Annotated in this window: 20 protein-coding genes; 4 read left to right on the top strand and 16 right to left on the bottom strand. The window is 69.2% G+C overall.

Annotation, left to right across the window (positions count from 1 at the left end; all coding sequences use genetic code 11):
* Window positions 1-66: 66 nt before the first annotated feature.
* The 8 genes from BO221_RS16615 to BO221_RS16580 all read right to left on the bottom strand — a co-directional run bounded on the left by BO221_RS16615 (window position 67) and on the right by BO221_RS16580 (window position 8,416).
* Window positions 67-513, bottom strand: coding sequence for a hypothetical protein (locus BO221_RS16615; protein ID WP_073561452.1), 447 nt, complete (start codon window positions 511-513; stop codon window positions 67-69).
* A 12-nt stretch (window positions 514-525) separates the two neighbouring features.
* Window positions 526-1,677, bottom strand: coding sequence for a zinc-dependent alcohol dehydrogenase (locus BO221_RS16610; protein WP_073561451.1), 1,152 nt, complete (start codon window positions 1,675-1,677; stop codon window positions 526-528).
* Between the two features lie 129 nt (window positions 1,678-1,806).
* Window positions 1,807-2,724: a LysR family transcriptional regulator gene (locus BO221_RS16605; protein WP_073561450.1), complete on the bottom strand. Its 918-nt coding sequence runs from the start codon at window positions 2,722-2,724 to the stop codon at window positions 1,807-1,809.
* A 54-nt stretch (window positions 2,725-2,778) separates the two neighbouring features.
* Window positions 2,779-3,186 carry a low molecular weight phosphatase family protein gene (locus BO221_RS16600; RefSeq protein ID WP_073561830.1) on the bottom strand — a complete coding sequence of 136 codons (408 nt, stop codon included), beginning with the start codon at window positions 3,184-3,186 and terminating at the stop codon, window positions 2,779-2,781.
* A 13-nt stretch (window positions 3,187-3,199) separates the two neighbouring features.
* Complete coding sequence (locus BO221_RS16595) at window positions 3,200-4,837, bottom strand: hypothetical protein (RefSeq protein WP_073561449.1); 1,638 nt, start codon at window positions 4,835-4,837, stop codon at window positions 3,200-3,202.
* A 38-nt stretch (window positions 4,838-4,875) separates the two neighbouring features.
* Entirely contained in the window at window positions 4,876-7,344 is a 2,469-nt protein-coding gene (locus BO221_RS16590) for an alkaline phosphatase PhoX (protein ID WP_073561448.1), read from the bottom strand.
* Between the two features lie 107 nt (window positions 7,345-7,451).
* Window positions 7,452-7,997 (bottom strand): DUF192 domain-containing protein, encoded by a 546-nt coding sequence (locus BO221_RS16585; RefSeq protein ID WP_233166051.1) that lies wholly within the window; start codon window positions 7,995-7,997, stop codon window positions 7,452-7,454.
* Entirely contained in the window at window positions 7,994-8,416 is a 423-nt protein-coding gene (locus BO221_RS16580) for a TIGR02266 family protein (RefSeq protein WP_369865014.1), read from the bottom strand. The genes BO221_RS16585 and BO221_RS16580 overlap by 4 nt, the downstream gene beginning before the upstream one ends.
* Here BO221_RS16580 and BO221_RS16575 point away from each other — a divergent pair.
* Window positions 8,415-10,775: a hypothetical protein gene (locus tag BO221_RS16575; RefSeq protein WP_073561447.1), complete on the top strand. Its 2,361-nt coding sequence runs from the start codon at window positions 8,415-8,417 to the stop codon at window positions 10,773-10,775. The genes BO221_RS16580 and BO221_RS16575 overlap by 2 nt on opposite strands.
* A 91-nt stretch (window positions 10,776-10,866) precedes the next feature.
* Complete coding sequence (locus BO221_RS16570) at window positions 10,867-11,334, top strand: DUF4440 domain-containing protein (protein ID WP_073561446.1); 468 nt, start codon at window positions 10,867-10,869, stop codon at window positions 11,332-11,334.
* Window positions 11,335-11,357: 23 nt separating this feature from the next.
* On the opposite strand, the gene BO221_RS16565 is transcribed toward BO221_RS16570, so the two are convergent.
* Window positions 11,358-12,329, bottom strand: a complete 972-nt coding sequence (locus BO221_RS16565) for a homoserine kinase (RefSeq protein WP_073561445.1) — start codon at window positions 12,327-12,329, stop codon at window positions 11,358-11,360.
* Window positions 12,330-12,472: 143 nt separating this feature from the next.
* On the opposite strand from BO221_RS16565, the gene BO221_RS16560 reads away from it, so the two are divergent.
* Window positions 12,473-14,068: a tetratricopeptide repeat protein gene (locus tag BO221_RS16560; RefSeq protein ID WP_073561444.1), complete on the top strand. Its 1,596-nt coding sequence runs from the start codon at window positions 12,473-12,475 to the stop codon at window positions 14,066-14,068.
* A 73-nt stretch (window positions 14,069-14,141) separates the two neighbouring features.
* Here BO221_RS16560 and BO221_RS16555 read toward each other — a convergent pair whose 3' ends face one another.
* The 7 genes from BO221_RS16555 to BO221_RS16525 all read right to left on the bottom strand — a co-directional run bounded on the left by BO221_RS16555 (window position 14,142) and on the right by BO221_RS16525 (window position 20,526).
* Entirely contained in the window at window positions 14,142-14,744 is a 603-nt protein-coding gene (locus BO221_RS16555; protein WP_073561828.1) for a head protein, read from the bottom strand.
* 35 nt (window positions 14,745-14,779) lie between these two features.
* Window positions 14,780-14,989, bottom strand: coding sequence for a hypothetical protein (locus tag BO221_RS53760; RefSeq protein ID WP_143195492.1), 210 nt, complete (start codon window positions 14,987-14,989; stop codon window positions 14,780-14,782).
* Window positions 14,990-15,465: 476 nt separating this feature from the next.
* Window positions 15,466-15,960, bottom strand: a complete 495-nt coding sequence (locus tag BO221_RS16545; RefSeq protein WP_073561442.1) for a hypothetical protein — start codon at window positions 15,958-15,960, stop codon at window positions 15,466-15,468.
* Complete coding sequence (locus BO221_RS16540; RefSeq protein ID WP_073561441.1) at window positions 15,957-17,288, bottom strand: cyclic nucleotide-binding domain-containing protein; 1,332 nt, start codon at window positions 17,286-17,288, stop codon at window positions 15,957-15,959. The genes BO221_RS16545 and BO221_RS16540 overlap by 4 nt, the downstream gene beginning before the upstream one ends.
* A gap of 42 nt (window positions 17,289-17,330) precedes the next feature.
* Window positions 17,331-19,295, bottom strand: a complete 1,965-nt coding sequence (locus BO221_RS16535) for an FHA domain-containing protein (protein WP_158079859.1) — start codon at window positions 19,293-19,295, stop codon at window positions 17,331-17,333.
* Window positions 19,296-19,518: 223 nt separating this feature from the next.
* Window positions 19,519-19,923, bottom strand: a complete 405-nt coding sequence (locus BO221_RS16530; RefSeq protein WP_073561439.1) for an OsmC family protein — start codon at window positions 19,921-19,923, stop codon at window positions 19,519-19,521.
* 51 nt (window positions 19,924-19,974) lie between these two features.
* The gene (locus BO221_RS16525; RefSeq protein ID WP_073561438.1) at window positions 19,975-20,526 is read right to left on the bottom strand and encodes a YceI family protein; all 552 of its coding nucleotides are present in this window, start codon (window positions 20,524-20,526) and stop codon (window positions 19,975-19,977) included.
* A gap of 129 nt (window positions 20,527-20,655) precedes the next feature.
* Between BO221_RS16525 and BO221_RS16520 the strand changes: the two genes are divergently transcribed.
* Window positions 20,656-21,549 (top strand): LysR family transcriptional regulator, encoded by an 894-nt coding sequence (locus BO221_RS16520; protein ID WP_073561437.1) that lies wholly within the window; start codon window positions 20,656-20,658, stop codon window positions 21,547-21,549.
* The last annotated feature ends 12 nt before the right edge of the window (window positions 21,550-21,561 follow it).

Genomic DNA, 21,561 nt, shown 5'->3' with positions numbered 1-21,561 from the left:
CCTCCCAGGCGTAGACCCTCACCCCGGCCCTCTCCCAGAGGGAGAGGGAGGAGGTGGGAGAGTGGCTCAGTGGCGTCCGCGGGCGCCGAGGTAGCCAATCACCACGGCCGGTATCAACACCGGCAGCGCGCGGCGGGTGTGGTAGCTCCAGGAGTCGACCCGGTCTCCGAGCATCTTCAGGAGCCAGTGGCTCGGGTAGTGGTCCGGCAACTGGTAGGCGTACCTGCGGATCATCCCGGAAAGCCCCTTCAGTGGGGTGGCGGTGCCGAAGACCGGAGGCATCTCCTTGTTGGAGCGGCCGTGCATCGGGACCGCCGGCTTCCCGGGCTGGCGTTCTGGTGGGTAGCGCGTGTTGGGGAACGGTTGGGGCTCGCGCTCCATCGGGACACCCGGCCGGCGCGAGGGGTCGAGGTCGACGCCCCAGTACTCGGGCCGTTTCACGGGCTGCAGGGATTGGTACCCGGAGCGCTGCTGGATGGTCTCCGGGGTCGATAGCTCTGGCGTGGGATCCATGGGGTCTCCGTCCTAGTGAATGGTTCCGTTGGGGAAGAGCGCCACCTTGATGCACCCGTCCCGCTTCTGGGCGAACGTGTGGTAGCCGTGCGACGCCTGTTCGAGCGGCAGCCGGTGCGTGAAGACCTTGCTCGGCTTGATCCGCCCGGCCCGGACGTGCTCGAGCAGGTGCGGCATGTAGCGCTTCACGCTGGCCTGGCCGGTGCGCATCGTCTGCGCCTTGTTCATGAAGGTGCCGATGTCCACGCCCAGCGACGGAGGGCCGTACGCACCGATGAGGGAGATGACTCCACCCTTGCGCGTCGCGTGGATGGCGAAATTGATGGCCTGCGGCGAACCCGCTTCCAGCTTCATGTAGATGCCCAGCGCGCGATGCATCGGCCCGCCCGCCGCCTCGCAGCCCACCGCGTCGATGGTGGCATCCGCCCCGCGGCCTTCCGTCATCCCCTTCACCGTGGTGACGAGGTCGAGGTCCTTGAAGTTGAGCGTCTCGACCCCCAGCCAGCTCCGGGCGAACTCGAGGCGGTAGTCGACATGGTCGACGGCGATGACCCGGCCCGCGCCCATGGCCCAGGCCGACCACATCGCGAACAGGCCCACCGGGCCGCACCCGAGCACCAGGACCGTCTCACCGCCCTTGAGATCGCACATCTCGGCGGCCTGATAGCCGGTGGTGAACGCGTCCGTGATGGGCAGGGCGTCCAGATCCTCGACTTCCTCGGGGATCTTCTCGGCGTCCACGCCGATGAAGGGCACGCGGACATACTCGGCCTGGCCACCGTCGTAGCCGCCCATGGTGTGCGAGTAGCCGTAGATACCGGTGCCCGCGTCGGTGGCCGGGTTGGTGTTCTCGCAGCACGCCGTTAGCCCGCGGGTGCAGTAGTAACAGCCGCCACAGAAGATCTGGAACGGCAACATCACCCGGTCGCCCTTCTTGATGCCCTGGGCCCCCGGGCCCACCTCCTCCACGATGCCCGTGAACTCGTGGCCGAACGTGAACCCGATGCGGGTGTCCGGAACGAGCCCGTGCAGCAGGTGGAGATCGGAGCCGCAGATGGCCGCGCTCGTCACCCGGACGATGCCGTCCTGGGGATGCTCGATCTTCGGCTCGGGTTTGTTGCGTACGGAGACTCGATACGGTCCTTCATAGGTAAGAGCTCGCATGTCGCGACGATGTGCACCTTCACGACAGGTGACACCGCGCGCCGGTCGAGCCCACAGCGGGCTACCGACCCATTTATTCGAGCAGCGCTCGCTGTCCTCGGACGCAGACCAGACGGCCTGCCGCGCTCATCATGAACGCCGGGTCCGGACGGCGCGCGCGGGGGCACGCCGCTCCCGGAGCGCTTCAATGATCTGCTCCGCTCCCGGGTGTTGAGCAGCACCGGCTCGCATCACCCCATAGATGGCGTTGCTGACCCTGCGCGACGTGGGGCGCAGCACCTTCACACGGCCCTGCTGGACCACCTGGTCCGCTACATGGTCCGGAACCACCGACACGCCGCGCCCAAGCGCGACCGTGCTCAGGACCTCTTCCAGCTCCTCGAAGTGACACACGTCGCGCAGCGTTGCAGGCTGCTTCCCGAACATCACGTCGAACCACTTGCCGAAGACGTATTCGCACTCGTCATATGTGACGAAGGGCAGTGACTCATAGGCCTTCACCGACTGCAGCGCGTGCGCCGCGGTATCGAACCCGGGCGGGACGATGAGCACCAGTTCCTCCCGCCGCAGGGGCTCCACGCGCAGCAGCCGCGAGACGCGGGGGACGTAGACCACACCCAGGTCACACCTGCCCGTCTCCAGGGACTGGAAGACCTCCTCGACCGTCGGGAAACGCAGCGAGTAACGCATCCTCGAGAACCGTGGCTCGCTCAGGAGCGGGAACAGGACGTAGCGGCCGAAACCACTCACGGCCGCGATGTGGAGCGGCTCCTCGCTCGTGGGGACGCCCTCCGCGAACGACGTGGCCAGCCTGCCGAACTCCCCGAAGAAGCGCTCACAGAACTCGCGCAGCCGCTTCCCCTCCGGCGTCAGCAGGAGCCGGCGCTGGCCTCGCTCGACGAGCTGCGTCTCCAATTGCCGCTCCAGCATCCGGATCTGGTAGCTGATGGCGGGCTGTGTCCGATGCATCGCCGCCGCGGCACGGCCAAAGCCGCCCTCCCTGCAGACGGTGAAGAAGACCTCCAGGTAGCGTGGATCCAGGTCCATCAGCGGATTCTGGCAAAACCCGGAAAGGGTTCAATTGAAAGGACGTGGTAGCCGTCAGCCCTGCCCGAGCCAACCCTCCCGGGCCAGGAAGGCAGACACACGCGCACGCACCTCGTCGCGAATCTGGCGCACCCGCTCCACTGGCTTGCCCTTGGGATCCTCCAGTGGCCAGTCATCGCGCTTCAACCCGGGTACGTGCGGGCAGGCCTCGCCGCAACCCATGGTGATGAGCCACTGCGCATCCCGGGCCAGCCCGTCCGTGAGCCGCTGGGGCTTCGCTCCCGACAGGTCGATGCCCAGCTCGGCCATGGCAGCCTGGACCTCCGGGTGCACACGCTCGCCAGGCTGAGTGCCAGCGGACACGCCTCGGGCCTTCTGGGGATCAGCCAGCGCGTTGAAGAAGGCCGCCGCCATCTGCGAGCGGCCGGCGTTGTGGACACAGGCGAAGATGACCGTCTTCATGACGGCGTCCACTCTACCAGTCCAGGTGCAGCCGCCCGTCCGTGTAGATGCGGCCCGCGTCCTCCAGGCCGGTGGAGCCGTTCTCCAGCGTCTGGTGCACGTTCCTCGGGGGCGCCAGCAGCGTGTCCCTGCCCTTGATGAAGGACTGCTCCCGCACCAGCGCGAGGTACGCCTTGTCCAACGCCAACGTCCGCTCGCGCGAGGGGCTCACCAGGAAGGCCAGGTCCTTGTCTCCTCCCTTCGCCGCCCGCCGCACCGTGGCCTCGTCCAGCACCCCGCCCGGGAAGAAGCGCGTGAGGATCTCCTCGTTGGCGCGGAACTCGTCGCCGCCCTTCACGCGCTGGAAGTACGTCAGCACCTCGGGGTTCGAGTGGCCCCGCTGCGGCACGTCCTTCATCCCGCGCAGGTCCTGATACCTCCAGCCCTCCCGGCCCGGCACCTTGCGCACGAAGGCGAACGTCTGGTCCACCGTCACCCCCAGGTTGCCGTGGCAGCCCATGCAGTGCAGGTGCTCCTCCATCGTCTGCAGGCGCAACCGGCCCTCGGCGTCCTCGATGAAGCCCTGGAGCTGCCAGCCGAAGTCATTGAGCAGCCCCACGTCCGGCGTGCCCGCATACACCGGCAGCAGGCCGCGCATCTTCTTGTCCTTCTCCTGCTCGTACACGTTCAGCGTGCGCCAGGTGTCCGAGCCCTGCACCTTCCGCATGTAGCGCAGCTCCTTCATGCGCGTGGCCAGCAGCGTGGGCTCGTCCGGATCCACGTAGCGCACCGAGTGGAGGAACTCGGTGCCGCCCGGGTACACGTTGGTGGCCACCGGTTCCGCCCTCGCGCCTCCCACGTACGTCGCCGGCAGGCCGAGCAGCTCCGTCACTCCCTCGGAGAGCTGCCGGTCCCGGTTCAGGTCCACTCCGGCCAGGCGCTCGTCCAGCGGCTCCACCGTGCGGCGCAGCTTCTCCGGCCGCGACTCGGTGGGCTCGGCCGTCATCGCCGCCTCGAGGATGGACAGGTTGATGCGGTACACATCCCGCGACGGCTTGCCCGCCGCGTCCCGCTGGAAGGCCGGTGGCAGGCGGATGAAGACGTCATCGGTGCTGCCGTTGGTGGGCCAGAAGGTGCCCAGGAAGGGCTTGTAACGCAACGCCCGCCAGCCGCTGCCATCGCGGGCGAAGCCGTCCTCGTCGAAGCCCTTCGCGAAATCCAGGTCCGGCGTGTAGCCGGGGTAGCCCTCCAACCCCTCCAACGCCTCGCGCAGCGGCGTGTAGTTGTCCTCGCGGATGTACGCGAGCACCTCCTCGTCCGAGATGCGCGCCACCGCCGCCGAGCGGCCGGCGAAGAGGTTCGTCCAGTGGTTCGTCATCCCCACGTCCGAGAAAGCGTACTCGGACTGCAGGGCGGCATCGTCCATGCCGTTGAGGCCGACGCCGCCCGTGTGACACGTCCAGCAGGGGTTCGCCACGCCGTCCGTCTTCGTGTAGCACATCGAGGGAATCGGAGCCTCCCGGTTCTCGATGCGCATCCCCGCCGCCCGCGCCTGGGCGAGCGGATCGTACGCCGGCCTCCGCCACACGAGGGCCACGGCCGCCAGCACCGCCAGAAGCGCGAGGGCGATGACGGCCCCTCGCGCGCCTCTCTTCACGAAAAGACGGACCATCCGAAGCGAGCTCCCTGCTGCGTGACTGCGTCAACGCCCTACTTCGCCGGCCAGCTGCTGAAGGTGTCCTCGCCCGGGTGCTGGACGCTGAAGAACAGCGTCTTCATGTCCGAGCTGAACGCGGGGCCCGTGGCCTCGGCGTCACTGGGCGTCGCCACCACGCGGAAGGCCTTGCCGAAGGTCGGAGCGACGACGCCGTCGACGCCCGCCTTGTGGGCCGGATCCAGGTCCAGGTAGTAGAGCGCGTCCGCGGAGCTGTTGCCGCTGGAGCCGTAGTTGCCGTCCGTGCCGAACCACACGCCGCCCTCGCGGTCGATGGCGAGGTTGTCCGGGTTGGCGGCCACGTACGTCTGGTCCATGCCCGGCGTCACCTTCGAGCCCTTCCACACACGCTCGAAGCTGAACGTCTTCGAGGCGCCCGGGTGGGCCACGTCTCCCTCGCGGATGGCGAAGATGGCGCCCGTGGTGTCCGTGCGCGACCTGGCCTCGTCCACGCCCTTGTACGTGGTGCGAGCACGCGCCACCCACGTGTTGGTGGCCTTGTCCAGCGCGGCCGTGAGGAGGGTGCCGTTCTGACGCAGCGCCGTCTGCTGGCCGTGCTGCGTGAAGGCCACGTAGAGCGTCGGCGTGCCGCTCGGGTCCTTCGGGTTCCAGTCGAGGTCCTCGGGCCGGTTGAGCTCCATCACGCCAAGCTTCACGGTGGCGGTGAAGAGCGCGCGCCGGACGTCCACGTCCGAGGGGAAGCCTCCGATGCCGTTGTAGCTCACGTCGCGCAGCGCCTGGCCCACCGTCAGGTCCGGCAGGGTGAACTCCTCCGCGTTGCCCGCGTACGGCATCGCCTGGCCGGCGTTGGGCGCCTTGTCCTCGTCGTTGTCCACCGACAGGCGGATCCACCTGCCCTCGCCCGGCGCGCCGCCCACGGTGTCGATGCCACTCACGTTGTCCAGGTTGGCGAAGTGGGCCACGTAGAGCGTGCCCTCATCCAGCAACTGGCGGATCTCCGCGCGCGTCATGCCCACGGTGTAGACGCCCTTGGTGACGAACTTGTAGATGCCGCCGCTGCGCCGGTCATCGCCGCCGTAGACGACGATGGGCTCGCCGGGGAGCAGCTTCCAGTCCGCGCCCACCACGAAGGCGGCGTTCTCCCAGTGCGCTCGGCCCATGCCGCCCAGCTTGCGGTGACCCACGCCCGCCGTGCTCTTCCCGTAATACTCGTCCGGGGCCGCCTCGGGATCGATCTCCGCCAGGTAGCCGTACATGTCACGTGCGTGGCGCGCGTTCTTCGAGGCCGTGTCCTCGTTGGGAGTCGGGCTGAACTGGCCCGACTTCTCCGCGGCGAAGAGAGGCGACACGTTGGCGCCCGCCGCGAAGGGGTTGGTGGTCACCGGATCCGTCGTCCGGGGCCGGAAGTTCTGGCCGCTCCAGCCCGACTCCAGGTCACCGTAGTAGTCCTGGACGTTCTCCTCGGCGGTGAAGACGGTGCCCCACGGCGTCTGGCCACCGGAGCAGTTGGCCTGGGTTCCCGTGACCACGCCCTCCGGCAGCTCGGTGCCGTCGTCCTTGTGGTCCAGGCTGGACAGCGGCTGGCCCACCACCTTGAGCAGCGTGCCGCTCGTGGCGTCGAAGCGCTTCGCCGCCGCGCCCCGGTCCACCAACCACTGATTGGTGGCGTAGTCCTTCACGATCCGGAACCAGGAGCCGCCCACCTGGCGCTTGTACTGGTGCGTGTAGGACTGCAGGTCCGCGTCCGGCCACCTGGAGGCGTTGACGTCGTTGTTGAACACGCCCACGTAGCGCATGAAGCGCGCCAGGACGTGGTGCTGGCCCGACGCGCCGGTGCTCAGCGTGGGGCGGCTGTTGGAGATGTACTCGTGGTTCACCCACACCCAGCCCGCACCACCGCTGCCGTTGAACTGGGGCGCGCCCGCCTCCTGCCAGCCGTCACCGAAGTAGGCGATGTAGTCCGCGTTGGCTCCGAAGCGCGGCGACGTCTTCGCGTCGTAACTCTTGAAGGAGAGGGGTTCCAGCCAGCGCACCACCACGTTGGAGCTCAGCCCCTGCACGGTGCGCACGGTATCCGTGGCGGCGGCCGTCAGCGGGAAGCCCTCCGTGGGCGTCCCTCGGGCCTGCAGGGCCACGCGGCGCTTCACCAGGTCCACCAGATTGGCCGCGCCATCCGCACCCGCGAAGTTGACGGCCACCATGGACGACAGCGGCGTGGTGGGATCCAACGGCGTACGCCCGTCGGGACCCGTGGGACCCTGGGAGCCCGGCGCACCATCCGCACCCGGAGTGCCCGGCGCACCGTCCGCTCCTGGAGTGCCCGGCGCACCATCCGCGCCGTTCGCACCCGGAGCGCCGTCGGTGCCATCCCTACCGTTGGAGCCGTTGACTCCATCCTTGCCATCGGCGCCCGGCGGGCCCTGCACCCCCTGGCAGCCAACCCCAGCCAGGGCACTCCCCAGCAGGAGCGCGCTCGTGGCGAGCCCCAGAAAACGAGAAGACATGAGTGAAACCTTCCTCGGAGTCGTGGAAACGCCCGCGGTTCGGGCACGGGCGCGCGCATCCTGCGAGCGCCGTATGGCGTTCCATTGAGAAGGTGGTCACATCTTCATCACGGCACGACCGGAATGCCCTCCAGGCCCTGGAAGCGCACGGTGCCGCCGCGCGCGATGCCTGTAGCCCTGGACCAACCGCCGGGAACCTCCAGCACGTAACGTCCAGGCAATCCCACCGAGCGCGAGGTGAGCGTGCGCGGCTGGGCGTTCTCGACGATGCCGACGATCTTCCCCGCCGAGTCGATGAAGAGCATGTCCAGCGGGATGAGCGTGTTGCGCATCCAGAAGCTCTGCACCTCTTCCTCCGGGAAGATGAAGAGCATGCCCTGGCCGGCGGGCAGCTCCTGGCGCCACATCAGCCCGCGCGTGCGCGCCTCCGGCGTGGCGGCCACCTCCACGTCCACCCGGTGCACACCGCCCGAGGCGTCCTCGAGCAGCACCCGCGCCCTCGGCAACGTGGTTCCTACGTATTCCTTCGCATCCACGTCCATCACCTTCCGGCCCCTACCCACTGGCGGGGATGGCTTGTCCCTGGCCTCGGGAGCCTCCCAGGCCATCAGCAGCAGCACGGCGCACAGCCCGCGCGGCCAGCGCCGGCTCAACCCGGGTGGAGCTGCTTGTTGAGCAGCTTCTCCGTGAGCTGCGTGCCGAGGCTGTCCGCCATCAACCGCTCCACCACGCCCTCGAACTCGCCGCGCTGGCGGTCGTCGTTGTAGATGAAGCGGATGCCCATGCCGGGCTCCTCGACGTCGCCCTTGGACCAGACGACCTCGCCGAGCAGCTCGAAGGGGGCCTCGCGCTGGGGCACGGTGAGCTTGAAGAGGAAGCGCGTCCCGATGGGCAGCGGCTTCTTCGTCTTGATGAAGGTGCCACCCTTCGAGATGTTCTTCGTGTAGTCCGCGAAGAACGAGTTGAGCTTCTTGTAGTCCACCTTCAACTCGATGGGCGCTCGAGTATGTTGGCGGATTTCGGCGCTTGTCTTCTGTTCGGCCATGCTGGGGGGAGTATAGGAGAAGGCCATGCGGCAAGTCCTCTTCCGTGCCAAAGAGCTCCTCCGGCGCCCCCCGGTGCTGGTGCTCGCCGGGGCCCTGGCGGCTGGCGGCTCGGCGCTCGTCTTCCTCCCCCTCTTCGGGGTGCCCGGTTTCGAGCTGGGTCTCACCCTCTCCATCGCCGTGGGCCTGCTCGGGGGCGGAGTGGGCATCGCCGCGGTGCACCAGGAGCGCCGCCTGCTCGCCGGACAGGCTCCCGGGCAGGCTCCAGAAGCCCCTCGCGAGGACAGCCCGGGCCGCATGGCCTGGAGGGCCCTGGCCCCCGCGCTCCTCCTGAACCTGGCCGTCCTGGTGCCCCCCTTCCTCGCGGCCACCCTGTACGCCCTGGTCGGCACCCGGTGCGACCCCTTCTCCCTGGTGGGTTTCTACCCCCTGCTCACCCTCCCCTCGGCGGTGCTGTCCGCCGTCGTGGGCGTCTTCTGCGGCTTCGCCACCCGCCGCTGGGGCCGCGCCGTCCTGCTCTACCTGGGGTGCTTCCTCGTCTCGGCGGTGCCCACCGCCTGGCCGCTCGTCTTCGGGCCCCAGGTCTACGCCTTCAACCACTTCCTCGGGCACATGCCGGGGCCCCTCTATGACGAGGCGCTCTCCATCTCCTCCGCCCTCCTCTGGTTCCGGCTGGAGACGCTGCTCATCGCCCTCGCCGTCCTCTCGCTCACAGTGCTGTGCCTGGACGTGCCCGAGGCCCGCCTGCGCCGCCCCCGCGTGCGCGCCGGAGCGCTCGTCCTGCTCGGCCTGGTGCTCGTCCCCATCCTCCTCCTGGAGGCGCATGGCACGGACCTGGGCCTGCGGATGACGGACGAGGCCCTGCTGGCACGGCTCGGCGGGGTGCGTGACACGGAGCACTTCCAGCTCGTCTACCCCCGCGGCCTGCCCCGCGAAAAGGTGGAGCGGATGGCGAGGGACCTCGAGTTCCGCTACGCCCAGCTCGCGCGCTTCCTCGGCGCCGTCCCCGAGGGCCGCATCCGCGTGTGGCTGTACCGCACGGACGAGGAGAAACAGGCCCTGGTGGGCGCCGGCCGCACCCAGTTCGCCAAGCCCTGGCTCCTGGAGCTGCACATCAACGGCCGCGAGTTCCCCCACTCCGTCCTCAAGCACGAGCTGGCGCACGTGATGGCGGCGCCTGCGGGCAGCGCGCCCTTCCGCGTCACCACCCGGCTGGGCGTGTGGCCCCTCATGGGCGTCATCGAGGGCCTGGCGGTGGGCGCGGACAACGCCGTCCAGGGAGACCTCACCCTGCACCAGTGGGCCGCGGGCATGCGCCGGCAGAAGCTGGCCCCGGACATCCGCAAGCTGGTGGGGCCCGAGGGCTTCTACCAGTCCGCCCCCGCCCGCGCGTACACGCTGGTGGGTTCCTTCCTGCGCCACCTCGCCGACACCTACGGCCCGGACAAGCTGCGCGCCCTCTACGCCCACGCCGACTTCCAGGCCGCCTACGGCCGCCCCCTGGACGCGCTCGCCACCGAGTGGGAGACATTCCTGGACTCGCTGCCCCTGGACGAGGCCACGGTGAGCCGCGCCTTCCAGCGCTTCCGCACCGGCAGCCTCTTCTCCCGCGCCTGCGCCCGCGAGGTGGCCCTGCTCCAGGAGGAGGCCCGGGACTTCCTCGCCAGCGAGCCACAGCAGGCCCTCGAGCTCTACCAGCGCGCCTCCCGCCTCCAGCCCCAGGAGCCCGCCTTCCAGCTGGGCCAGGCCTCCGCGCTGGACAGGCTGGAGCGGCCGGACGAGGCCACCCGGGTACTGGCCGCCCTCGCCGAGCAGGTGAAGGGCCAGCCCTCGTTGGAGGCGGACGTGGCCCTGTCCCAGGCGGACTCGGCGGCCCGGCGGGGGAACAAGGAGCAGGCACGCGCCTTCCTCGAGCGGGTGCTCGCGCTCGCCCCCAGCCCGGAGGTGACGCGCACCGCCCAGGTGAAGCTCGCCGCGCTCGAGTCCGAGGCCCGCGCCGGCCCCATCCAGTCCTACTTCCAGGAGAAGCACGAGGAGCTGCGCCTGTTGCGGCTCGCCACCGCCCTGGAGGGCACCCCCAAGGACCCCTACCTCAACTACCTGCTCGGCCGGCGCCTGTTCCAGGTGGACGCCCCCGCCGACGCCCTGCCCCACCTCTCCCGGGCCCTGGAGGGCGAGCTGCCCGACGCCCTGCGCCGCGAGGCCCTGCGACTCCGGGTGCAGGCGGCCTACCTGGCGGGGGACTGCGGCACGGTCCGCCACGAGGTGGGCGCCCTTCCCGACTACGGCCCCGCCTTCCGCGCCGTCACCTCCGAATGGGCCGAGCGGTGTGACTTCGAGGACCGCCACTTCGGGGGCCCCCTGGTGCCCCGCGACGCTTTCCGATAGACGCGCCAGCCACCCGGGTTGAATCCCCCGCTCCCGGCACGGGGAATGCATCTTCCCGTGCGCGGTTGCCCCTCACGGAGACTCCACGACCATGAACGTCCGTCCCTTGTTTGTCTGTGCCCTCCTGGTGCTCGCGGCCTGCGGCCCCCGCAACATCCCGGGCACGCAGATTGCCGACACCAACGACTCCCGCGCCATCCTCAAGGTGATGGAGCAATACCGTGCCGCCCTCGAGGCCCGCGATGCCAAGGCCCTCCAGGGGCTCATCTCCAAGTCCTTCCGGGACAATGCTGGCACCGACGACCCGGCGGACGATCTCACCTACGACAACATTCCCGAGGCGCTCCCCGCCCTCTTCTCGCGCATCGACTCGCCCCGCGTCACCATGGACATCCGCAAGGTGGACGTGAGGAACAACGGCGTGGCCACCGTCATCTACTACTGGAACGCCACGTGGCGGGCGCCGGGGCTGCTGGACAAGCCCCAGCGCGACGCCGAGCTGGAGCAGATGGTCCTCCAGAAGGAGGACGGGCAGTGGCGCATCGTCGCCGGCTTCTGAGCCGGTAGACCCGGCCCGCGCGCTCAGACACCCACGAGCGCGCGCAGGCCCTCGGGCCCCATGTGCGCCAGCGCCCGGGACCGGGCCAGGTAGGTGCGGAAGTCCTTGGGTGACAATTTGTCAGGCGGCAGCCCGGACAGGTGGAAATCCCGGATGCGGCTGGCGGTGTAACGCACCGCTCCAAAGAGGGCGTGGCCGAAGAGGCTCTCGCGCTCCACCGGCACCAGCGAGCGCTCCACCTGGTAGCCGCGCAGCAGCGCCCGGCACAGCTCTGGCCGGTAGGCGCCGTTGTCGAAGCACCACGCGTTGAGGGTGATGGCCACGTCCAGCGCGTAGAAGTCCCGGCACGCCATCTCGAAGTCGAAGAAGGCGCTCACCCGGTCCCCCAGCCACTTCACGTTGTCCATGAAGAGGTCCGCGTGGATGATGCCGCGCGGCTCCAGGCCTCCACGCGCCGACTCGGCCCGGGCCAGGCAGCCCTGAAGCTCTCCGGCGATGGAGGACAGCTCCGCGTCCGGGTGGCGCGCGAGCTCTTCCAGCCAGCCGCCCACCACCTCCGGGCCGTAGGGGTTGGGGCGCGAGCCGCTGAAGGACAGCGTGACACGGTGCAGCTTGCCCAGTTCCAGGCCCAGGGACTCCAGGTGCTCCGGGGTGAGCTGGGCGCGGGTGAGCTCCTCGCCCGCCAGCCACGCGAAGACACTCACCCGTCCGCCCTCCATCTCCAGGCAGGGGACACCCTCGCGCGTGAGGAGGAGCCGCGGCGCGGGGCAGTGAGACTCGTGGAGCAGCGCGAGCAGATCCGCCTCGAAGCGCAGCACCTCCGCCGAGCGCACCGTGGTGTGCCGCACGAAGTAGCGGCCCGAGGCAGTCACCAGCCGGTAGTTGGAGTTGATGGAGCCCTGGGGGATGCCGGTGAACTCACGCACCGGGCCCAGCCCGTAGGCGTCCGCCAGCCGGTCGAAGGCCGCCGCGTCGATGTTGGTGTAGAGCGCCATGATGTCCTCCCCGCGGCACACGCGCCGCCCCGGATGGGTGCCCCGCGTTGACGCTTCGGGGTGCCGTGCCTATCTACGGCCGACCCCATCGTCTCATCCATAAACGTCTGAAACCATTCAAATTTCAGTTGGGAGGCACCCCCATGACCCCGGCGAATGGAAGCCACGACGGACAACGGGACGGGCGGAGGCGGGAGAGCCTGCCGAGCGCGTTGATCCAGCTAGGCGTGGTGGCGGTGCTGCTGGCGGGAGCGGTGACGTACGTGGTGCACCGGGGACAGGTGCGCCAGCAGGTGGACGCGCGGATGAAGGCGGCGCGGACGCAGGCCCAGCGAGACAACCCGGCGGACCTGCGCAAGGCGCTGGAGGAGCTGGACGCCCTGTTCCAACTGGACGCGGACGCGAAGGATGCCCGGGCGCTGGCGGCGGACGTGAACCTGCGGCTGTGGCTGGAGCACCGCCAGCCGGAGGCCGAGGCGAAGGCCCGCGAGCAACTGGCGCGCGCCGAGGCGTTGGACTCGCGCTCCGGCGAGCGCCACGGCACGCGGGCGATGGTGTTGCTGGCCGATGGCAAGGCGGCGGAGGCGGAGAAGTACCTGGAGGATTTGAAGACGCAGGGCGCCAAGAGCCCCAAGCTGGCGCTGGCCGAGGCGCAGGCGCTGCTGGCACGAGGGCGGTTGTCGGACGCGCGGCAGGCCTTCGCCCAGGCCAGTGAGGGGGCGTGGCGCGAGCCGCGCTACCCGGTGGCCCACGGAGAGGCGTTGCTGGACGAGGGCATGTACGGCCAGGCCGCCGAGGCGCTGAAGAAGGCCACGGCCGCCAACGCGGAGCACCTGCGCGCGCGGCTCTCGCTGGCGCTCGCCCGGCTGTACCAGGGCGTGGGGCGGGAGGAGGCTGCGAAGACGGTATCGGACGTGCTGGCGCGCGAGGCCGAAATCACCCCGGCGTTGAAGGCCCGGGCCCTGACGGTGAGGGCCGCGCTGGCGCTGGCGGAAGGGAACACGGACGAGGCGCTGAAGGAGGCCGGGGAGGCACTCGCCGCGTCTCCGGACGAGCACCATGCGCTGTTCATCCGCGCGCGGGCGCTGGCGCTGAAGAAGGACGCGGGCGCGCGCCCGGCCTTCCAGGAGGCGGTGACGAAGCGGCGCACGGCCACCCTGCTCTACCTGGATGGCGCGAAGGCGCTGCAGCAGGCGGGGGATGGCGAGGGCGCCCTGGCGCTGCTGGACGGTTACGAGGCCGTCTTCCGCGACGTGCAGGTGCCTGCCCCCGAGGGGAAGACGGTGGGTGCCCTGGAGCGGGACGAGCGGTACTGGCTGGCGCGGGGCCATGTGATGGAGGCGCTGGCGCGCTCGGATGACGCGATGGCGGCGTACGACCGGGCCCTGGCGGTGAAGGGCGTGGGCATGGCGCGTGCGCAGTACGCCAAGGCCGTGCTGCTGATGGCACGCAAGGACTACGACGCCGCCAGGCCGCTACTCACCGAGGTGGCCCCGGAGAACGGCATGGGCGCCATGCCCGAGGCCTATGAGGCCATGGGCGAGCTGCTCTTCGCCAAGGGAGAGTTCGCCAAGGGCTGCCAGCACTACTTCTTCGGGTTGAGCCGCGCCCAGTTGAACGGGACGCCCGTCGAGACGCTGAAGACCAAGGCCACCGATGTGGAGAAGCGCCTGGCCTCCGAGGGTCAGCCCGCCATGGCCAAGGCCTGGAAGACCGAGGCGGACGCGCTGCTGCAGTAGGAACGAGGGACTCGTCCGCGTGGACCTTTGACACGCCCTTGAACCCCGCGACAAGCGCATCTCGTAGCCGCGTCTATGCTCCCGATTCGTCCAACTCCTTCCTCTTTCGCCGCTCCTGGAGCTTCTTGGCGAGAGAGAAAGGGAACAGGGCGCGGTGGTGGATGTTCCGGTAATACACCGCCAGGTAGTGCTCGCCGCCAATCTCCATGACGGACTGAGCGGGGGGTTGGGCCTGGCTGTCGAACCAGGCCTCTGCCTCGTCACGGGTGTTGAAGGTGGCAACTACCGGAGGCAGGCCCTCCCTCAGCATCTCCTCAAGGTAGAACTCGAGCGTCGGATGCGGGAGGAAGGTGCGCCAATCGCTCTCGCGACGATACGCCACCACATGGTACTCGCCCGCGATCAGGACATAGGCCATGGCCGGTGGCCTGGCGTTGTTCACCAGCCAGGAGTCCGCCTCTTCACGCGTCTTGAACGCAGCCACCACCGGGGCCGGCGACTCGGCTTCGAGACTCTCTCGATAGTCCACGAACTCGTAGGTCAGACCCATCGCCCAAACAAATCTGAGCGCGTCGGCGGCTGCATGAAGCAGCGCTTGCTCCTCCGGCGATTGGGTCTTCTCGTGGATACGTCCGAGGAGATCCACCGCGTCGTTGATCTGATCTCCGATTGCCATGGTCGCACCGCCCAAATGTGTATCCCGCCCGGTGCTCACGATGCCGCCATCAACAAAGCCGGAACGAGGACCAGTGCGCCGCCACCGGAGGCAACCGAGACAAAGGCAACCCCCGCGATGACTACAATCCCCCCCACCAGGACCTCCTGCCGGTATTGCTTCAACCAATCGACCGCCATGCCAGCGGCTGAAAACTCCAGAACCCGCTCGCCCTGCGCGTTCTTGCAATCGATATAGGGACGCATGCATCGGCGCTCACAGTACTCATGCTTCCCACCCTTCTTCCGCCCCGGAGTCGTTATGTGCCCATACCCACGAGGGAGAGGGGTGCTCAGGCACTCACTGATGCATTGACGGTTCTCTTCGTCGCAGTCTCGACGGCTGGCGGCGGCAGTGAGCACGATACGCCCGTAGGTGCTCCCGGCTCGGGACTGGAGCCTGAATTGCGCGAGGTCAACCTCCTCGACGGGGCGCCAACTGTGCGTAACGCGACCGCTGGGGGTCTCCTGGATGACCAGCACATACTGGCCGAGTTCTTCGACGGCCGGAGAAAGAGTGCCGTGGCTCATCCCCACGGACTCGTGCGTGCTCGCATCGTCGGCCGGACCCTGGTGGTCCGGCCTGGATGCACAGCCCGATACGAGCACCCCCAAGAGGACCACTGATCCCAGGGCCAGGTAGCAATTCGCGCGTTGCATGGACCGGGTAGTGAATGGGGTAGTCAGAACAGCTCGGTGGGGCTCAGGGAGCGGTGCTTCGCCTGCACGATGCGCCACTCTCCGTCTTCCTGCTTCTCGAACGTGCCCTCGATCAGGTAGGCGCTCAGCACGCTCTCCTCCGCCAGCGTCTCGAGCTGATCCGTCTGCGAGCGGCCGAAGATGATCTTCATCTGCACGTCACCCTGGCTCGGATTCACCTCGGTGACGTTCAAATCCTTCACGAAGATGCGGACCCAGTTGCCCCGGAGCACCTGGCTCAGCAGAACGCCCTTCACCTGACGCTTGTCCCACCCCTCGCCCGTCTGGAAGTTCTCGGCCACGCCCTCCATCAGCTCGGCCATGTCCTTGCGCTCGGCGGCGTCGGTCATCTGCACCACCTTGCGCGTGATGGCCTCCTTCACCCCGGGCTCCTCCCGGGGCCAGAAGACCAGCACCGCGCCCGCCGCCAGCAGCGCCAGCAGCACCCCCAGCACCTGCCCTCGCGACAGGGTCATCATGCGCCGCCGCTCTCCGTCAGCAGCTCATCCGCGTCGATGATCTCCGCGGGCCGCAACGCCTCGCCGATCTGCTTCAGCCGGCGATCCGAGAGCTGCTCCAGGTACTTCTTGATGTGCGGATAGGCCTTCACCAGCTCGTGGAAGGCCGCGCGCTCGAGGAAGAACGTCGCCGTCTTGCGCGCCGACACCACCGTGGCCGTCGCGCGCAGGCCCGTGAGCAGGGAGATCTCCCCCGCCACTTCACCCTCGCGCAGCACGCCCAGGCGCACCGTGCCACCGGCGGGATCCTCCTTCTGCACCACCAGCTCGCCCGCGAGCACCAGGAAGAGGCCCGGCGAGTGCTCGCCCTCCACCAGCACCTTCTCGCCGGGTTGCAGGGCCCGGAAGGCGAAGCGCTGCAGGAGCGCGGCACGATCGGACTCGGGCATGGGCTGGAACAGAGGCGAGGTCGCCATCAGGTTCCGCTCCATGCGCTTCTGCGCGAAGGTGGCCAGCACCTGAGGCATCGACGGGAAGCTCTTGGCCACCGCGTTCAGGTGCTCACGGCGGATCTCGAACACCTCGATGTCCGACACCGCGGTGATGCTGGCCGTGGTCAGCGCGCCGGTGAGCAGCGACAGCTCTCCGAAGATGGAGCCGCCCCCGAGGAAGCCCAGCGTCCGATCCTCGCCCTCGGCCCGCCGCGTCACCTCGGCCTTGCCGGCCACGATGACGTGCAACCGGTCCGTGGCCTCGCCCTCGCGGCTCACCACCTCCTCGGGCTTGATGGAGCGGTAGCCCATGCGGCCCACCAGGTCGATGAACGCGTCACGCTCCAGGTCCGCGAAGAGCGGCAGGGGCGGCCGATCGTTCGGGTTGGCCGAGCCACCCGGATCCGGCGCGGCGAGCACCTCAATGGCCCGGTCGCTCAGCTCCTCGCCGGACAACGCCATCAGGTCGGTGTCCACCTTGCCGTCATAGAGCGTCTCCGGCGGCAGCGGCGGGGGCACCGAGGCGCGTCCGGTCACATTGCGTGCCGCGCGCGCGTGCAGCCGCACCAGCGTGTCCTTCAGCCGCCGCTCCTGGGGCGCCATCTCCAACCCCAGCTTGCATGCGGCCATCGCCGACAGCAGGTAGTCACGCCGCAGCAGCCCCTCGGCGCAGGCGTGGTAGACGGTGACGGCCCGCTCACGCTCTCCCAGTTCCGCCAGACACCGCGCCGCCAGCATCCGCGAGCGGTGATCCGCCGGAAGCCGGCGCACTGCCTCCGCGAACACCGCGAGTGCCCGCTCGAACTGGCGGTCCTCCAGCAGGTCCAGACCCAGTTCCCGCAATGATGACTCGTTCATCCTTCTTCTCCGCGAACCATGGGTGCCGACCCTACCCCATCCCTACTGTTCGAGTGCCAGGAGTTGTGTCTCCGCCTTCGTCTTCAGCTCGGAGCCCTCGGCCGCGAGTTGGAGGACCACCCGGAACTTCTCCGTGGCCTCCTCGGGCTCCCGGTCCTTGATGAGGTAGGCCTGCCTGTACAGATCGTTCAGCTTGCCCTGGATGGACGCCAGGCCCGCCTGGGCCTTCTCGTCCTCCGGGCTCATGCGCAGGGCGTCGTTGAAGAAACTGGTGGCGTTGACCAGGTCACCGCGCGCCAGGGCGGCCTTGCCCGCGACCACGGCCGAGGCCGCGAGCTGGCTGTTGAGCGTGTCGCCCACGGGCCCTCCCTTGAAGCCGATCTGCCGGTACAGCTCGGCCGCCGAGCGCAGCGGGCGGGCCGCGGACTCCAGGGCGTTGGACTGCACCTTGCGCTGGGCGTCCTGGTAGACGCGCGCGAACTGGGGCAGGAGCTTCTTGAGCAGCTTCGCCCGGTCGCGGATTTCCTTGTCATCCGAGTGGGCGTCGATGACCCGGTCGCACTCGAGCGCCGCGCGCGAGTAATCCCCCGCGTTGAAGCGCTGCTCCACCGGGGAGAAGGCGGCGGCGACGAACGCCTCGCGCTGCTCCTTGGCCCTGCGGGCCGCGGCGGCCCGGGCGGCGCGATCCTGGGAGGCCGCGTCCCGGTCCTCCTGATCGATTTCCGCCTCCAGCTCCGCCAGCCTGCTCAGGTAGAGCGGCTGGCGCTCGAGGGGAAGCTGCCGGATGAGCGAGCGGGCCCCTTCCACGTCCCGGGCATCCAGCGCCATCTCCACCTGCTTCACCCACCAGGAGACCTCCGCCGAGGCCAGCTCGGCGTCGAGCTTCTCCCGCATCTCCTCTGTCTTCACGGTGCCGTGCGGCGTCTTGGAGAGCAGCTCACGCGCCTCCTCGAACTTGTTCTCGCCGGCCAGCTGGCGCACCTGCTCGAAGGCCTGCACGATGGCCAGCTCCGCGCGCGCCGTCTGCAGGAAGCCGTCCGTGGGCAGCCCCGGGAAGAGGGCCTCGGCCTCCTCGGCCAGCTTCACCGCCTGGGCGTAGTCGCCGTTGCGGAAGGCGGCGCGCGCCTCCTGCATCTGCGTGCGGGCCAGTTCCTCCTTGGGGTTGGGCGGCGGCGGGGGCGGCGGGCCCCGCTTGATGAAGAGCACGCCACCCCCGATGAGGGCGATCAGCAGCACCAGCGCGGCGGCCGCCAGGAGCCCCAGGTTGGTGCTGCGCGGGGGCGGGTTGCGGCGCGGGATGTCCCGGATGTCGCGTATCTGCGTCCCCTTGTCCCGCTCGGGGTCGGGATTCGCGCCTCCCTCGGGAGTGGCACCGGCATCAGCGGCGGCGCCCGCAGCCGCGGCCGCGGCGGCCTTCTTGGCGGCCTCCTCCTCTTCCTTCGCCTGGCGCTCGGCCTCTTCCTTCTCCTTGCGCTCGGCCTCCTCGGCGGCGAGGCGCATCTGCCGGATGGCCTCCTGCTCGTCGACGAGGCGGATCTTCGTGCGGCCAATGGAGATGACGTCGTGGTGCTTGAGCTTGCACTCGTCCACCCGCGTGTCGTTCACCCGGGTGCCGTTGCCGCTGACCAGGTCGCGCAGCATCACGCCGCTCTCGCCGCCGTACACCAGCTCCACATGGCGGCGCGATACGGACTGGTCCAGGAGCATGAGGTCGCAGTCCTGACCCCGTCCGATGACCATGCGGACGCTCCGGAAGCGCTTCTTCCGGCCCTGGTCCGGACCCTCGAGGATCTCCAGCGTCAGGGGCGGGCCGGCGCGCGTGGAGTCCGGGTTGTCGTCATCTTCCACGCCGGGCGCCGGGGTGCCCTCGTCGTCGTAGCCCTGATCGCCCGTGTCATCGTCGGGCGGGTACGCCTCGTCCTCGGCGGCGCCGTACTCCTCCTCTCGGGGAGCATTGCGGCGCACCGCGCTGGCGGACTTGATGCGGGTGCTGTCCTCAGCCGGCATCGGCTGATCGGAGGGGGGCCTGGAGGAAGGACGGCGGTTGGACGGGGCCATTCGGCCCGGCATCTTAGTAGACCGCCAGCCCCAGCACACCCAACCCCGCTTGAACACAAGGCCTTTCCGGGCGGAGGCAGGCCACTCCCCCCGCCCGGAAGCCCCCACGCACCGCCGGGTCCGGGCGAAGGGAGCCCCACATGTAGGCCAACGTGGGCGTGCTCGGAGCTGGCTACGACTCGAGGGGCTCCGTCACGACCTCGACGGTGGTCGTGGTCATGAGCTTGTGGACGGGGCACTGGGCGACCGCGACATGAAGCCGCTGCTTGTCCTGCTGGGACAGCGCGCCATGGAACGCGAGCTTCACCTTGAGCACGTAGGTGCCCTGCCGCTCCTTCGAGTCGTCGCGCTCGATGTGGGTCTCGACGCGCTCCAGGGCGATCCCATGCTTCTTCGCGTACCAGTGGGCCGTCAGCGCCTTGCAGGCCGCGAGCGAGGCGTCGAAGTAGTCATGGGGTCCCGGAGCGGAGCCCTGGCCCCCGAGCGAGGGAGCGACGTCGGCGTGGAAGGTGTGCTCGCCGACGCGGATGACCTGACGAAACGCGCCGCTCTGCTCGGTCTGGCTATCGATGGACATGGTGTCTCCTTCTCCTGATGAGGGTTGGCGCTCCGGGACCTTAACGCCGGCTCAGGCCGCCTTCTCGGCGATCTGGGCCTTGACCGCCTGGATCTCGAGGGCGATCTCGATCTTCTCGCCGACGAGGACGCCGCCGGTCTCGAGCGCCTGGTTCCACTTCAGGCCGAAGTCCCTGCGATCGATGGAGGTCTTCGCCTCGAAGGCGGCCTTGATGTTGCCCCAGGGATCCTTGCCGACGCCGAGCTGCTCGGCCTCGAGCACCACCTCGCGGGTGATGTCCCGGATGGTCAGCTTGCCGGTCACCCGGAGGCCGCTGTCCGAGGACTTCTCCACCTTCGTGCCCTCGAAGGAGATGACGGGGAACTTCTCCACATCGAAGAAGTCCGGCGAGCGCAGGTGGTCATCGCGCTGCTGGACACCGGTGTCGATGCTGGCCGTGTCGATGCGGACGGAGACCGAGGAGGCGGTGGGGTCCTGCTCGTCCAGCGACACGGTGCCGCTGAACTTCCGGAAGCTGCCGCGCACCTTGGAGATGACCATGTGGCGGACGGAGAAGTGGATGCCGGAGTGGGTGGTGTCGATGTTCCAGGTCGCGTTGGCCATGTTCGTGTTCCTTCCCGGTGAGGCGTTGATTGATGAGGAGAAGGTAGCGGTGGCCAGTGGCCTTGATTAGATGGGGCGGACTGGAAGAACTGTTCCACCGATGGAACAAACACGGGAACGGGACCCGACATGGACCTCAACGAGCTCCTCGTCTTCGCCAAGGTGGTGCAGGCCGGCAGCTTCACGGTGGCGGCGCGTGGGCTGCGGATGCCCAAGTCCACCGTCAGCCGGAAGGTGTCCGAGCTCGAGGAGCGGGTAGGCGCGCAGCTGCTGCAGCGCACGACCCGCAAGCTGCGGCTCACGGACGTGGGGCAGGCCTACTACGAGCACTGCGCGCGCATCGTGGCCGAGGCGGAGCAGGCCGAGCTGGCCGTCACGCGCATGCAGTCCGCGCCGCACGGACTGCTCCGGGTAACGGCGCCGCTCACCTTCAGCTTCCTGGGGCCGATCGTCGCGGAGTTCCTGAAGCGCTACCCCGAGGTGCAGGTCGAGCTGGTGTGCACGGACCGCTCGGTGGACCTGGTGCAGGAGGGATTCGACCTGGCGGTTCGCGCGGGACGGCTGGCCGACTCCTCGCTCATCGCCCGCAAGCTCGGAAACGTCGAGCGCGTCGTGGTGGCGGCCCCGGGCTACCTCCAGGAGCGGGGAGTGCCCAAGAGCCCCAAGGACCTCGAGCGGCACGACTGCCTCGTCTTCGGCGCGGGGATGGAGGGGAACACCTGGACCCTGCACGCGGGGAACAAGTCGGTCCAGGTGTCCGTCCGGGCGCGACTCGTGGTGAACGAGCCGGACATGTTGCGCGCGGTGGCGGTGGCGGGCGCGGGGATCGCGCTCCTGCCCACCCAACCTTCCGACGCGGACCTCACCCAGGGACGCTTGCGCCGCCTGCTGCCGGACTGGAGCTCCTCTGGCGCTCCGGTGCACGCCGTCTATCCGAGCACCCGGCACCACTCGCCCAAGGTGATGGCCTTCGTGGACTTCCTGCGCGAGCGCTGGCCCGAGAACCAGGCGGGAACACCGTGACGGCGGCGCCCC

It is taken from the genome of Archangium sp. Cb G35, assembly GCF_001896145.1.
In the GTDB taxonomy this organism is placed as follows: domain Bacteria; phylum Myxococcota; class Myxococcia; order Myxococcales; family Myxococcaceae; genus Archangium; species Archangium violaceum.
The sequence above is the reverse complement of the archived record's forward strand: the minus strand, read 5'-3'. Positions and strand labels throughout refer to the sequence as shown.

Coding starts and splice junctions, on each gene's coding strand:
- BO221_RS16615 (WP_073561452.1), bottom strand. CDS start 513: ATGGATCCCACGCCAGAGCTATCGACCCCGGAGACCATCCAGCAGCGC.
- BO221_RS16605 (WP_073561450.1), bottom strand. CDS start 2,724: ATGGACCTGGATCCACGCTACCTGGAGGTCTTCTTCACCGTCTGCAGG.
- BO221_RS16545 (WP_073561442.1), bottom strand. CDS start 15,960: ATGATGACCCTGTCGCGAGGGCAGGTGCTGGGGGTGCTGCTGGCGCTG.
- BO221_RS16540 (WP_073561441.1), bottom strand. CDS start 17,288: ATGAACGAGTCATCATTGCGGGAACTGGGTCTGGACCTGCTGGAGGAC.
- BO221_RS16560 (WP_073561444.1), top strand. CDS start 12,473: ATGACCCCGGCGAATGGAAGCCACGACGGACAACGGGACGGGCGGAGG.
- BO221_RS16595 (WP_073561449.1), bottom strand. CDS start 4,837: ATGGTCCGTCTTTTCGTGAAGAGAGGCGCGCGAGGGGCCGTCATCGCC.
- BO221_RS16590 (WP_073561448.1), bottom strand. CDS start 7,344: ATGTCTTCTCGTTTTCTGGGGCTCGCCACGAGCGCGCTCCTGCTGGGG.
- BO221_RS53760 (WP_143195492.1), bottom strand. CDS start 14,989: ATGCGTCCCTATATCGATTGCAAGAACGCGCAGGGCGAGCGGGTTCTG.
- BO221_RS16600 (WP_073561830.1), bottom strand. CDS start 3,186: ATGAAGACGGTCATCTTCGCCTGTGTCCACAACGCCGGCCGCTCGCAG.
- BO221_RS16555 (WP_073561828.1), bottom strand. CDS start 14,744: ATGGCAATCGGAGATCAGATCAACGACGCGGTGGATCTCCTCGGACGT.
- BO221_RS16570 (WP_073561446.1), top strand. CDS start 10,867: ATGAACGTCCGTCCCTTGTTTGTCTGTGCCCTCCTGGTGCTCGCGGCC.
- BO221_RS16580 (WP_369865014.1), bottom strand. CDS start 8,416: ATGGCCTTCTCCTATACTCCCCCCAGCATGGCCGAACAGAAGACAAGC.
- BO221_RS16565 (WP_073561445.1), bottom strand. CDS start 12,329: ATGGCGCTCTACACCAACATCGACGCGGCGGCCTTCGACCGGCTGGCG.
- BO221_RS16535 (WP_158079859.1), bottom strand. CDS start 19,295: ATGCCGGCTGAGGACAGCACCCGCATCAAGTCCGCCAGCGCGGTGCGC.
- BO221_RS16530 (WP_073561439.1), bottom strand. CDS start 19,923: ATGTCCATCGATAGCCAGACCGAGCAGAGCGGCGCGTTTCGTCAGGTC.
- BO221_RS16610 (WP_073561451.1), bottom strand. CDS start 1,677: ATGCGAGCTCTTACCTATGAAGGACCGTATCGAGTCTCCGTACGCAAC.
- BO221_RS16520 (WP_073561437.1), top strand. CDS start 20,656: ATGGACCTCAACGAGCTCCTCGTCTTCGCCAAGGTGGTGCAGGCCGGC.
- BO221_RS16525 (WP_073561438.1), bottom strand. CDS start 20,526: ATGGCCAACGCGACCTGGAACATCGACACCACCCACTCCGGCATCCAC.
- BO221_RS16575 (WP_073561447.1), top strand. CDS start 8,415: ATGCGGCAAGTCCTCTTCCGTGCCAAAGAGCTCCTCCGGCGCCCCCCG.